The sequence below is a fragment of the Aquimarina besae genome, assembly GCF_042434905.1.
Taxonomy (GTDB): domain Bacteria; phylum Bacteroidota; class Bacteroidia; order Flavobacteriales; family Flavobacteriaceae; genus Aquimarina.
This window is the reverse complement of record NZ_CP170199.1, coordinates 4,600,504-4,612,734: the sequence shown is the minus strand read 5'-3', so window position 1 is coordinate 4,612,734 and position 12,231 is coordinate 4,600,504. Positions and strand designations below refer to the sequence as shown.

The window sequence follows — 12,231 nt, the reverse complement described above, 5'->3', positions numbered from 1 at the left end:
TTTTTGCCTATATTTCTGTGATGAATACCTGTTTGTCGTATTCATTTTATACCTAAACAACAATGGCTGACAATAAAGAGTATGTGAATGAACTTCTTCAGAAAGTGGAGATTCTTTCAAAAAAACAAGAAGTTTTTTATAGAGAAATATTAGAACTCAAGCAGGAAATTATCCGTCTAAAAAATATCGGAGAATCAAGAGAAAAAGTAATTACAGATGAGAAAATAGTTTCGCCTGTTGCAGAACCACCTTCAAAAAACCAGGAAGATATTGCCAAAACTTTTGAACCGGCTTTGCAAAAACAACCTGTGGTGTCTGATTCTAAACCACTCCTAAAACAAGTTCCTAAACCAAAACCCAAATCTAAATCCAATATAGAAAAATTTATTGGTGAGAACCTTATCAGTAAAATTGGAGTCATCATACTAATTATTGGAGTTGCTATTGGAGGGAAATATTCTATTGATAATGATCTAATCAGTCCATTAACTAGAATAATTCTGGGATACCTTACAGGAATTGGTTTGATTACCGTAGGAATGAAACTAAAGAAAAAGTATGAGAATTTTAGTGCTGTGTTGGTCAGTGGAGCAATGGCGATTTTATATTTCATTACTTTTCTTGCTTATAGTTTGTACGATCTTTTTCCACAGGTAATAGCGTTTGGCTTGATGGTTATGTTTACCATTTTTACTGTTTTTGCAGCTATACAATACAACAAACAAGTGATTGCTCATATCGGATTAGTTGGCGCATATGCTGTTCCTTTTTTATTGAGTGATGGATCCGGTCAAGTAGGAGTTTTATTTAGTTATATGTCTATCATCAATATTGGGATTTTAATGCTGTCACTAAAAAAATATTGGAAACCATTATATTATTCCTCATTTATTCTTACTTGGCTAATTTATTTCAGTTGGTATGCAATCCGATATGAAACGGATGAACATTTTATATTAGCATCTACCTTCTTATTTCTGTTTTTTATTACCTTTTATAGTATTTTTCTGGCTTATAAACTTCAAAGGAAGGAGAAGTTTGGAACCGGAGATGTTTTGCTTCAGTTGATGAATGCTTTTGTTTTTTATGGAATAGGATTTTCCATACTAAATAATCATCCCACAGGAGAACATTTGCTGGGTGTGTTTACTTTAGTAAATGCTGTGATCCATTTTGGTGTAAGTGTCTATATTTATCGATTAAAATTAGCGGATCGTAATTTGTTTTACTTTACATCAGGGATGGTTTTGGTTTTTATTAGCATTGCTTTTCCTGTTCAATTAGATGGAAATTGGGTAACACTGTTATGGGCTGCAGAAGCATCGCTATTGTTTTGGATTGGCAGAACCAAAAAAGTATCAATCTATGAAAAGATTGCATACCCGATAATTGCGCTCACATTTTTTAGCCTGCTTCAGGATTGGTGGATGTATTATGGCGAGTATTTGTACGGCTTAGGAACTTCGGAAATTTCAGTAACGCCATTCTTTAATAGTACGATGCTTACTTCTTTGCTATGTGCAGCGTCTTTTGGATATGTTCTATATCTTCATACAAGCAAAGAAAATCCATTTCCCTGGCCTAAGTACAATACTTGGTTTCACTTGATTTCTTTATGGATTTCCGGAATGTTTTTGTTTATTCTTTACGTTGCCTTTTTTCTGGAAATATCGGATTATTGGGAAATTATGGAATTCGATAAAAGGGAATTTAAGGCAATTTGGTTAGTTAATTATACGCTTATTTTCTTATCTGTTATATCCTTTGTAAATATCACTAAAATTAAAAATATAGTTTTCGGGTATATCAATATGGCACTTAATTTATTGGCTTTATTCATTTTCCTGACCGCAGGTCTCTATACCTTAAGTACATTACGAGAGTTTTATTTAGATCCAACACTTCTGGAATCCGGAGAGGCTGGTTTTTATTATATTGGTATTCGATATATTTCTCTGGTTTTTTGTTCACTATTATTAGTTCTGTGTTATAAATATGTAAGACAGCAATTTTTGAAAGATAGTTTTAAAATAGTTTTCGATGTAATATTACAAATTGCTGCCATTTGGATCCTAAGCAGTGAACTTATTCATTGGTTAGATATGGCAGGGTATATTTCTTCAGACAAACTTGGATTAAGCATACTCTGGGGCGTGTATTCATTAGTATTGATTGTTGTTGGGTTTTGGAAAAAGATAAAGCATATTAGAATCATAGCTTTTGTGCTTTTCGGAATCACTTTAATCAAACTTTTCCTATATGATATAGCACATCTTAATACGATTTCTAAGACTATCGTATTTGTTTCTTTAGGATTACTATTATTGATTATTTCATTCTTATATAATAAGTACAAACATATTATTACTGATGAGGTTAAAGAGTAAAACAATGATTTTGGGATTATTCCTGATCTGTTCATCGATATATGGACAGATGAATACATATGATTATAAAAGACCGTTATCAGGGATAACAGATAATTGGCACGTCGTTGAATTACCTGATGAAATTTTTAAAAAAATATCTTCGGATTTTTCAGATATCAGAATTTTTGGAATTACTAAAGAAATTGATACCATAGAAGCTCCTTTTCTTCTAAAACAAAATCAACCAAAAAACTACAGTAAGAAAATTGATTTTGAAATGATCAACAGATCTAAGAATACTCAGGGTACTTTTGTGACTTTCAAAGTGCCTATAGATCAAACGATCAATCAAATTAGATTGTTTTTTCAGGAAATGAACTTTGACCGACTACTTGCTTTAGAAGGAAGTCAGAATTTAGACAATTGGTTTACTATTGTGGATAATTATCGGATTTTATCTATCCAAAATGAGTCTGCTACTTATGATTTTACAACAATTAACTTTCCAAATTCTAAATATCAGTATTATAGAGTTTTTGTAAAAGGTAGTGATGCTCCACAAATAAATAGCGCGCAAGTGACCCTTAAAGAAGAGGTAAAAGGGAATTATAAAATATACAATATTAAATCAGTAAATACCCAAGAAGAAAAACAAAGCAAACGAACCGTAATAGACATTGAATTAGATAATCATGTTCCCGTTAGTTATCTTAAAGTAAATATCAAAAACAATTTTGATTATTATAGATCATTTAGAATTGAATATTTACAGGATAGTATACAGAAAGATAATGGATGGAGATATGATTATAGAAATATTACTTCAGGAATCTTAAATTCTTTTGAGAAAAATGAATTCAATTTCCGAAGTATTATAACAAATAGACTGAGATTAACCATCGATAATCAAGACAATGAAGCATTGGACATTGAAGCGATAGAGGTAAAGGGATTTAGCCACGAATTGCTCGTGAGATTTACTACTCCTGCTGATTATTTTCTGATCTATGGTAATAAAAATGTATTAAAACCTTCTTATGATCTGCGATATGTAACAAAAGTAGTTCCTGAAAAATTGACAAAAGTTAGATTAGGAGCAGAAGAAAATATTCCGAAAAGCCCGAAAGAAATTGTGGAACCTCTCATTAAAAATAAAGTTTGGTTGTGGGCCGTAATGGGAGTTGTTATTTTGTTATTAGGTGGTTTTACCCTTATGATGATGAAAAAAAAATAATTTTTATCAAAAAGATTGTCCAAATCTTTTGAACAGATTCGTCATAGAACTATATAAACCATAAATAAATATGATTATGAAACAATTTATGTTCCTTTTTAAGGGAGGAGACGAAGTTTGGGAAGCTAAATCTGCAGAAGAGCAAAATGCACATATGGAAAAGTGGATGCAGTGGATCGGGAAATTTTCTGAACAAGAAAAATATGTTGGAGGAGAACGTCTTTATCCTGCGGTTAATACGATTCATCCAGGTGGAACAAAGGTTACCGACAGATTTCTTGTAGAAGCAAAAGAAATAGTAGGAGGCTATATTATTGTAAAAGCAGAATCCATGGAAGAGGCAACCGAAATGGCAAAAGGATGTCCGGGATTAGAATGGGAATCTTCTGTAGAGGTAAGAGAGATTTGGCCAGATGAGGCTTAATTAAAAACAATAAATAAGATGAAAGAGTTTTTAATACTTATCAGAGGTGGACAGGAAAAATACAATACTGTATCTCCCAACGACATGCAGAAACATATGGAACATTGGCAGGAATGGATGGGTAGATTGGCAAAAGAAAATAACTTAGTAGGCGGACAGCCTCTGGTCAATGAAGGAAATACAATGACAGAAGGAGGACGAAAAGTTACAGATCGCCCCTTTGCGGAAGGTAAAGAATTGGTGGGAGGATATCTTTTGATCAAAGCAGATTCTTTGGGTCACGCTACAGATATTGCCAAAGGATGCCCAAGTTTTGAGTACAACTGTAGTTTAGAAATCCGTGAAATTGCCCCCATGTGATATTTGCAACAATTGAAATCAAAAGACCATATCGATCATACGCTAAACCATCTTTTCAGGCAAGAATCCGGAAAGATGGTAGCTGTTTTGATTAAAATTTTTGGTATCGAGAATATGCAAATGGCCGAAGATGTGGTACAGGATGCTTTGGTAAGTGCTTTAGAAACCTGGAAATTTAGAGGGGTTCCTGATAACCCAAAAGCTTGGTTATATAGAACCGCCAGAAACAAAGCTATCGATATTATAAGAAGAGAAAAGCATAGTAAAACTATTGATTTTTCAGATCCCGAACGCAAACTCTTAACTTCAGAATATACATTAAGTAACACAATCGATAATTTCTGGAAAGAACCATACATTCAGGATGAGTTTTTAGCAATGATGTATGCCTGTTGTCATCCAGATATTTCCTCAGAGAATCAGATTACCTTTATACTAAAATCTCTCTGTGGATTTAGCACAAAAGAAGTAGCGAAAGCTTTTATTACTTCAGAAGATACGATATCTAAACGATTATATCGTACCAAAGAATATTTTAGAAAGCGTAAAATACGTCCTAAAATACCTTTGCCAAATCAGATGACAGATAAAACCAAAGTGGTGTTAAGTACTATTTACTTGTTATTCAATGAAGGATATAATGCCACACACGATGATCAGTTGATCCGAAAAGATTTAATTTTTCAGGCAATGTGGTTATGTCATTCTTTACTGGATCATAAACGTACAAAACTCCCAGAAGTATATGCTTTAATGGCTTTAATGCTTTTTCATACTGCACGAGTGGATAGCCGTATCAATGAAAAAGAAGAACTGATACTTTTATCCAATCAGGATAGAAGTTCCTGGAATGAAGAATTAATATCTCAAGGGTATCATTATCTAAATCAATCGGCTTTTGGCGGATCACTATCTACATATCATTTAGAAGCAGCCATTGCTTATGAACATTGTATAGCAAAAAGTTACAAAACCACTAATTGGAAAGCTATACTTGGATATTATGATTTATTATTAAAAATAAATTGGGATCCTGTTGTTTTTTTAAATAGATGTTTAGTGATATTGGAACTGTACGGGCCAAAAGAAGCCTTACGAATGATGCAACGAATAAAAAATCATAAATCACTAAAAAAATACTATCTATACTATGCTATTTTAGGAGAAATTCATGAACATTTAGTAAAGCCAAAAGATGCAGTAGCATATTATAAAGAGGCTATAGGACTTACAGATTCTAAAATAGAGAAAAATCTATTACTTAAAAAAATAGAGAAAATTCTAAATTGAATCGATTATTCATATTAGGCCGTTTTCTAAATTACTAATTACTGACAATCCTTCATGGATTCATAATAACTACGATATTCATCGTAACTCACTTTTTTTCTTCCTTTTTCAAGTATAAAAGTATCCTGATTGGAAAAATCTGAAAAGGGAACTATTTTCTTAGGAAACTTGTCGATAACGATTTCAAAATAACTATCTGATGAGATTTTATTACTATCAATTTCTATACTAAACTTGCCGTCATAATCCGTAAAAGCATATGCACAAGAAGTCTCTGAGAGCTGTAATTTTACAACCGCAATGGGTACGATAGATCCGTCGGGTTTTTGAACCGTGCCCTCCAGGGTTTGCTTGCTTGGTATAGTTGTAGCAGTGCCTGTAGCAATGGGATTATTACCTTCTGATGCTGTTTTAGTATTGCCGGCAAGATCTTCAATGGTCCAGTTATCAAGTTTTTCTCCTTTTTTATAGGCTCCTTTTACGATTACACCAGAAGCGTCTTGTCTCCAATAATCGCCGTGTTTCTTTCCGTTTTTATAATTTATTTTCTCTTTAGAACCACTTTTAGTTACATTCCAAAGGCCTTCCTTTTCACCTTTTTCATAATATCCTTCTTCCGTAAAAGTAAAACCGTTGTCAGAGTTATAGTAATATCCATTCCTTTGACCATTTTCATAATTTTCTATTGTAGATAAATCCAATGTTCCTTTTTTTCTAAAAATCAAAAAATGCAACCACTCTCCCTCTTTTTTTCCTTTCCGATATTCAATTTTATGGATACCCACTAGTTTATCGTCTTTAAATTCCCTTACGTAATACTTACCATCCAATTCATTTTCCTGATTGGTCTTTGAAAGGTCATTATAATCTTCTTGGCTAAGTTGAATATATCCTCCTTCAATAGGTGATTGTCCTTGCATTACCGCAGAAAAAAGTAATACGAGTATAACTAAAAATCGAGTGTTTCTCATGATGTTGGTGCGTTCAATTTGTGTAATATCTTTCCCTCGGTGATATCTAAAGTTAAGCTATTTTAATTGCTTTTCAAATAGTTATTGTTGTTAAGAGATTTTATCTTGTTTTAAGATCAAAAACAATACCATTTTGTTACCTTTTTTTGCCTGTGTGTAATCTTTTTGTGTTTTTTTTTGGGTACAGGTGTAACAATTCATGATCTTTTGCATCAAAGGGGAAATCAAAAACAAAATATCATGAAAAATTTTAAGATTACACTCGTATTATTTGCATTTTTTCAATTAGTATTTAGCCAGGCTCAGGCTCCTGCAATTTCTGTAGAAGTATCAGGAACCGGAAATCCGGTTTTATTTTTACCAGGCTTTACAAATCCCGGATCTGTTTGGGATGAAACAGTAACACATTTAAAAAAGGACACAGAGAATCACCTAGTCTCTTACGCAGGATTTGACGGTAATGCACCTATTGCGATGCCTTGGTATGATACTATTAAGAAAGAATTGATACGGTATATTAACGATAAGAAATTTACGAATTTAGTAATTATCGGACACAGCATGGGAGGAAATCTAGCTGTAGATCTTGCCGCTGCGTTACCAAATACGATAAAAAAACTGGTTCTGGTTGATTCGATCCCTTGTATGAGAGAATTAATGATGCCAGGTGTTCCAGAGAGCCAGATTCAGTATGAAAGTCCCTATAATAAACAGATGTTAGCTATGAACGATTCTCAGTTTAAACAAACAGCGATGATGATGGCTCAAAATATGACAAATAAAAAAGAAAAAGTAAACATTTTAATGGATTGGATTTTAAAAGCTGATCGCGAGACGTATGTTTATGGGTATACAGATCTTTTGAAATTAGATTTAAGAAAGGTATTAGATAAGGTGACGGCAGAAACTTTAATCCTTGGAGCAGCTTTTCCAACAATAGAAATGGCAAAAACAAATTATGAAAAACAATATGCAGCCTTGTCTAACAAAACCATTGACATGATAGCAGATAGCAAGCATTTTATTATGTTTGATCAACCAGAACTGTTCTATAAAAAAGTAAATACTTTTCTAATAAATGAGTAAACAGAATCAAGAACTTTTTCAAATGATATATCATCAATGTTATGCTATGGTATTACAAATGTGTATGGGTTATATGAAAGGAGATACAGATATGGCTAAAGATTTATCTCAAGAAGTATTTATAAATATTTGGAATGCCATGGATAGCTTTGAAGGAAAATCTACTTATAAAACCTGGGTGTATCGTATTACCGTAAATACTTGTTTGCAATTTATCAGAAAAGAAAAAAACAAGAAAAAAGTATCTATAGAAAAATTAGAATACGTAGTTAGCGAAGAACCCCAAGAATCCATTTCGGATCAGAATCATACTTTGTATAGTGCAATCGGAGCATTAGAAGAAGTAGACAGATTGCTGATTATGATGGTGTTGGATGGACAAGATTATGATACAATCTCAGAGGTAATGGGAGTAAAGCCAACCAATGTAAGGGTTAAGATACATCGAATTAAAAAAAGACTAAAAAAAATATTAGATCATGAGTAACGAATTTGAAGCATTGCAAAATCAATGGCAAAAAGATAAAAGCAGTATCGAGGAAGAATCGCAAGATATCGAAGAGATTTTATTATCCATCAGAAAAAAGAAAACCTGGACTACCCGTTTTCATTATGGAAACATTCTTGTTTTATTCATAGTTTTGATAGGGATTATCGCATTTTTTTATTTCGTTGCTCCTGTAGAACATCTTTTAAGTAGAGTTGGAGTAGGACTAATGTTAGGAGGATTATTAGTAAGAATTATTATTGAACTCATCAGTGTTTCCAGGGCAAAAGCAATCAACTTGACGGATCACGCTTTGCAAACGACTAGTGATACTATTACTTTTTATAATTATAGAAAAAACATTCACGGACCGATAACTCTTGTGATTTTGGGTTTGTATACAGTGGGTTTTTATATGATAACACCAGAGTTTAGCTTGTATTTTAGTACCTGGAAAATGATTTTGATCGACGTTTCTTATGTTGTAGGAGCTATTTTTCCTTTCATTTCAATTCGGAAAAATATTAAAAAGGAAATAAGAATTTTGAAAGAAATTATTGAATTAAAAAAGAATATGACATTGCCTCAGGATATGGTCTAGTCTCAAAAGTTTAGTTGATGATATAAATGAGTCGGCCATCCATATGATCGGCAACTTTGCCATAGGCAATTAAAGAAGCACCAAGAGTCCAGCGTTTTGATGAACCTAGGCTATACCAAAAAGAATATCGTTGATATAACCAATTCTTTTGAATGTTTTTTGGGCGAGTGATATAGAATCCAAATTGCTGTAAGAAATAAAAGTTACCAATAGAAAAGTGATGTCCGGCCGTAATGGCAGAAGAAAAAGCTGAATCACTGATTTCTTGTTGTCGTGCTATTTCTCGATCAGAATAATCATACCACAACTCAATACCAGCATTTAGTCCATTGATACCAGAGACAGGTTTCAGAATTCCACCCATTAATCCAATCAAAAGATGATTGGTGGCTTCGGCTTCTCTATCTGAGGATCTAAGACTTGCAAATGCTCCGGTGTAATAATCTAAAGATGTATCGTAAGACCTTAAAGATTTTGGTTTTCTTTTTAATTGTGTGTTATTAATTACTTTGTCCACACCTAAAGAAAGTGTTGGGAAATTCATTCCTTTATTAGGCTGTTTTTGTCCTCCATTAGAAATGTGGTTGTAATTAGCAGAAAGATTGATAGAATAATCAGTATTGATCTGATAATTGAGATGAAGGGATAAAGCTAGAAAGAAGCTAAAATTTGTACTAAAAAGTACGTTTTCTGGATTTGTTTCTTCATCAAATTTTTTGGTGAGATAGGTGGCTCCGATCGAACCTCTTAAAGAAAATTTTAAGGGGCCTTGATACGTAAAATAAGGTTCTACGAAATAAATCAAGTTGTAAGAACTCCCTAATACATCACGATTGGCATAATTAAAATAGGCAAACGAGAAACCAGATCTGCCATAACAAAAACAGGTTTTCCAGGCTTTATCACTGGTCTTTAACCAACTGTAATCCAATTGTATTCCATAGGGATTTGTTTGGGAAATAGGTTTTAATTCTGGCGAATGTGCAATTATAAAACCATAATGAGATTTTACACCGTAAAACCTGGGATTGTTTTGTGCACAAACAAAACTACTGGTAAATAGCAATATTGAAAATCCTAAAATCTTTTTCATCATAAAATCAGTAGCTTATTAAAGTACTGAAAATTATAATGAGTTAAACAAGGCCAGCACAAGATTATTTAGTTTCTTTGGTTCTTCTGCTTAATACCTCTTCCGGAAATGGAAAAATCATAGTAGAATTCTTCGCTGCTGCAATATTTGACAAGGTTTGATATCATCTTAATTTTATCGCCGAGAGAGATTTATCTATTAGTTTACCGGCTTCTAATAACTTACCGGCGGCTTGTTCTTCTGCAAGTGCTAAAATGATTCTCGCTCTTCTGGACCGTTCTGCTTCTGCCTAATTAGCCATCATCCTACGCATATTTTCAGGTAACTGAATATCCTTTATTTTTACATCCATGATTTCAATACCCCATTCTTTGGTTTCTTGCTCTACAATATTTTTTATATTCTTTCCCATTTCCTCACGTTTTGATAAAATTGTATCCAGTTCCACTTTACCACAAACATCTCTTAAAGCGGCTTGCGATAGTTGAGAAATGGCAAACTTGTATTCCTCTGCTTCTTCTGGATCATTAATTTTAAAAAAGACTACACCATCAATACTACAAGGTACATTATCTTCTGTCATTACTTCCTGAGAGATGATATTTATCGTAATTACACGAATATCTACCACTTGAATAGTTTCTATGATCGGGATGATTCATCTAAAACCTGGTTCTAGGATTTTGATACATTTTCCAAAACGGAATTTTAATGCTCTTTTATATTCGAAAACGATTCGGATTCCGGCAAATAAAAAAATGAATATAGTGCCGGCAATTTTTATTGAGTTCATTTGATTTGTGTTTTAAATTAAGTTTTTACAATTTTTAAAAAGTGCTAAATCATTAAGGAGGAAAGGTTGGCTTTTTAAGATCCAAAAAATGTAACATAAAAAGAAAGTAAAAGACTTTCGTTTTGTTTTAGAGGTTCTTCTAAAGTCACAAAAAATAGAAAGGAGGGCAAAGAATCAATCATAGTATGTAGCAGACTTTTGATGTAAGAAAACTGATTGTTTACTAAGTAAAGAAAAGATGTATTTGTCTTTTTCTTAGAATATAGAATTAGATATGAGCTTGATTTTGAGTATTTTTAATGTTAAAACATCTTAAATTTTTCTTATGTTTTAAAAAATTAATAAAAAAAATCCTAGGGAAATTACGAAAACGTTTGCGTAAGCAAATTTTTTGTAATGCCATATATAGTCAAAGGTTAAAGCATCTTCTGCATTTTTGATTTGTTAAAAAAATAACATTATTATAACGGTTTTAATATTTTTTAATCAGTTTTTTTATCAAAGCGTCAATTAGCTTATTAATTTGGTATCATATTGTTAACTAAATCTAATATTATGAGAACACTTGTCAAATTTTTAGGGCTTTTATTCATATGCTTGGTATTTTCTTGTGAGACTGAAGATGCCATAGTTGAAGAAATTTCTGATGATCTGGAAAATAAAGATGAATTAATAAGTGCAAAAGGACCTTGGAGTAGGCAATTTACTGATAACTTTAACGCTAATGGCAATTTGAATAAATGGGAGAGAACGCATAATAGAGCAGATTATAATTCTAGTCGTTGTACTTATAAAAATTGGAATGCTGAAATAGCTAGTCTTGATGGTCGTAGTTGCTTACGTCTGCAAGCTTATAAGTCAGGTAGTAATTCTTACGAATCTGGTCACGTGAAATCTAATTTTGATTTTCATCCGGCAAGAAATGAAGAATACAGATTAACCGCTAGGATTAAACTACTTGCAAAAGAAGGGAATAATTATAAAGGATTTGCTGAGACCTATGGAGCTTGGCCTGCATTCTGGACTGTTAATGAAAGAGCAAATACCTGGCCTACTCGTGGAGAAATTGATATTATGGAGGGATATTCTTTTGGTAATTCTGCAAGATTTGCCAGTAACTTGTTTTATGGTGAGAACTATTTGCAAAATCAGTTAGGTACAAATGCAGAAAGAGGTTACAGTGTTAGCGAAGGATGGCATACGTATCAACAAAGATGGATCAATAGTAACGGGAACGTGACCGTACAAATATATGTGGATGGTAGCCGTGTTGCAAATTACACGAATAGTGTGGATAACGATCTAAAGCTTGAGAATTTTAGAGATCACAATATCATATTTAATTTAAATGTAGGTTCAGATACTGGTATTTTTGATAATTCTAGAATAAATATTTTCTGGAATACTTATATGTATGTAGATTATGTAAGATTAGATAAGAGAAGTATCTAAGATAATAATGCAGTTAAAACAAAAAAACCGTTTCGTTATTGTTTCGAAACGGTTTTTTATTTTACATTTTT

Annotated in this window: 13 protein-coding genes; 9 read left to right on the top strand and 4 right to left on the bottom strand. The window is 32.5% G+C overall.

Going from position 1 to position 12,231, the window contains the following annotated elements; all coding sequences use genetic code 11:
- The first annotated feature begins 62 nt into the window (after window positions 1-62).
- The 5 genes from ACE94K_RS20385 (at window position 63) to ACE94K_RS20365 (ending at window position 5,677) form a co-directional block, all read left to right on the top strand.
- On the top strand, window positions 63-2,387 hold the full coding sequence (locus tag ACE94K_RS20385) for a DUF2339 domain-containing protein (RefSeq protein WP_378176852.1): 2,325 nt from the start codon (window positions 63-65) through the stop codon (window positions 2,385-2,387).
- A 4-nt stretch (window positions 2,388-2,391) separates the two neighbouring features.
- Window positions 2,392-3,603 (top strand): DUF3999 family protein, encoded by a 1,212-nt coding sequence (locus tag ACE94K_RS20380; RefSeq protein ID WP_378176850.1) that lies wholly within the window; start codon window positions 2,392-2,394, stop codon window positions 3,601-3,603.
- A gap of 76 nt (window positions 3,604-3,679) precedes the next feature.
- On the top strand, window positions 3,680-4,027 hold the full coding sequence (locus ACE94K_RS20375) for a YciI family protein (protein WP_378176848.1): 348 nt from the start codon (window positions 3,680-3,682) through the stop codon (window positions 4,025-4,027).
- A gap of 18 nt (window positions 4,028-4,045) precedes the next feature.
- Window positions 4,046-4,387, top strand: coding sequence for a YciI family protein (locus ACE94K_RS20370; RefSeq protein WP_378176846.1), 342 nt, complete (start codon window positions 4,046-4,048; stop codon window positions 4,385-4,387).
- A 12-nt stretch (window positions 4,388-4,399) separates the two neighbouring features.
- Window positions 4,400-5,677: an RNA polymerase sigma factor gene (locus ACE94K_RS20365; RefSeq protein WP_378176844.1), complete on the top strand. Its 1,278-nt coding sequence runs from the start codon at window positions 4,400-4,402 to the stop codon at window positions 5,675-5,677.
- Between the two features lie 38 nt (window positions 5,678-5,715).
- On the opposite strand, the gene ACE94K_RS20360 is transcribed toward ACE94K_RS20365, so the two are convergent.
- Entirely contained in the window at window positions 5,716-6,648 is a 933-nt protein-coding gene (locus ACE94K_RS20360; protein ID WP_378176842.1) for a hypothetical protein, read from the bottom strand.
- Window positions 6,649-6,888: 240 nt separating this feature from the next.
- Between ACE94K_RS20360 and ACE94K_RS20355 the strand changes: the two genes are divergently transcribed.
- Genes ACE94K_RS20355 through ACE94K_RS20345 form a run of 3 tightly spaced genes read left to right on the top strand, consistent with a single transcriptional unit; the run spans window position 6,889 to window position 8,822 of the window.
- On the top strand, window positions 6,889-7,734 hold the full coding sequence (locus ACE94K_RS20355; RefSeq protein WP_378176840.1) for an alpha/beta fold hydrolase: 846 nt from the start codon (window positions 6,889-6,891) through the stop codon (window positions 7,732-7,734).
- The gene (locus ACE94K_RS20350) at window positions 7,727-8,221 is read left to right on the top strand and encodes an RNA polymerase sigma factor (protein WP_378176838.1); all 495 of its coding nucleotides are present in this window, start codon (window positions 7,727-7,729) and stop codon (window positions 8,219-8,221) included. The genes ACE94K_RS20355 and ACE94K_RS20350 overlap by 8 nt, the downstream gene beginning before the upstream one ends.
- The gene (locus ACE94K_RS20345) at window positions 8,214-8,822 is read left to right on the top strand and encodes a hypothetical protein (protein ID WP_378176836.1); all 609 of its coding nucleotides are present in this window, start codon (window positions 8,214-8,216) and stop codon (window positions 8,820-8,822) included. The genes ACE94K_RS20350 and ACE94K_RS20345 overlap by 8 nt, the downstream gene beginning before the upstream one ends.
- Before the next feature lie 10 nt (window positions 8,823-8,832).
- Here ACE94K_RS20345 and ACE94K_RS20340 read toward each other — a convergent pair whose 3' ends face one another.
- The 3 genes from ACE94K_RS20340 to ACE94K_RS20330 form a co-directional block, all read right to left on the bottom strand.
- A complete protein-coding gene (locus ACE94K_RS20340; RefSeq protein ID WP_378176834.1) occupies window positions 8,833-9,918 on the bottom strand; it encodes an acyloxyacyl hydrolase in 1,086 nt (361 codons plus the stop codon).
- 286 nt (window positions 9,919-10,204) lie between these two features.
- Window positions 10,205-10,561 (bottom strand): SPFH domain-containing protein, encoded by a 357-nt coding sequence (locus ACE94K_RS20335; RefSeq protein ID WP_378184330.1) that lies wholly within the window; start codon window positions 10,559-10,561, stop codon window positions 10,205-10,207.
- Window positions 10,562-10,573: 12 nt separating this feature from the next.
- Window positions 10,574-10,708, bottom strand: coding sequence for a hypothetical protein (locus tag ACE94K_RS20330; RefSeq protein ID WP_378176832.1), 135 nt, complete (start codon window positions 10,706-10,708; stop codon window positions 10,574-10,576).
- A 555-nt stretch (window positions 10,709-11,263) separates the two neighbouring features.
- On the opposite strand from ACE94K_RS20330, the gene ACE94K_RS20325 reads away from it, so the two are divergent.
- Window positions 11,264-12,160 carry a glycoside hydrolase gene (locus ACE94K_RS20325; protein WP_378176830.1) on the top strand — a complete coding sequence of 299 codons (897 nt, stop codon included), beginning with the start codon at window positions 11,264-11,266 and terminating at the stop codon, window positions 12,158-12,160.
- The last annotated feature ends 71 nt before the right edge of the window (window positions 12,161-12,231 follow it).

Coding starts and splice junctions, on each gene's coding strand:
- ACE94K_RS20355 (WP_378176840.1), top strand. CDS start 6,889: ATGAAAAATTTTAAGATTACACTCGTATTATTTGCATTTTTTCAATTA.
- ACE94K_RS20380 (WP_378176850.1), top strand. CDS start 2,392: ATGATTTTGGGATTATTCCTGATCTGTTCATCGATATATGGACAGATG.
- ACE94K_RS20330 (WP_378176832.1), bottom strand. CDS start 10,708: ATGAACTCAATAAAAATTGCCGGCACTATATTCATTTTTTTATTTGCC.
- ACE94K_RS20385 (WP_378176852.1), top strand. CDS start 63: ATGGCTGACAATAAAGAGTATGTGAATGAACTTCTTCAGAAAGTGGAG.
- ACE94K_RS20375 (WP_378176848.1), top strand. CDS start 3,680: ATGAAACAATTTATGTTCCTTTTTAAGGGAGGAGACGAAGTTTGGGAA.
- ACE94K_RS20350 (WP_378176838.1), top strand. CDS start 7,727: ATGAGTAAACAGAATCAAGAACTTTTTCAAATGATATATCATCAATGT.
- ACE94K_RS20370 (WP_378176846.1), top strand. CDS start 4,046: ATGAAAGAGTTTTTAATACTTATCAGAGGTGGACAGGAAAAATACAAT.
- ACE94K_RS20345 (WP_378176836.1), top strand. CDS start 8,214: ATGAGTAACGAATTTGAAGCATTGCAAAATCAATGGCAAAAAGATAAA.
- ACE94K_RS20325 (WP_378176830.1), top strand. CDS start 11,264: ATGAGAACACTTGTCAAATTTTTAGGGCTTTTATTCATATGCTTGGTA.
- ACE94K_RS20340 (WP_378176834.1), bottom strand. CDS start 9,918: ATGATGAAAAAGATTTTAGGATTTTCAATATTGCTATTTACCAGTAGT.
- ACE94K_RS20360 (WP_378176842.1), bottom strand. CDS start 6,648: ATGAGAAACACTCGATTTTTAGTTATACTCGTATTACTTTTTTCTGCG.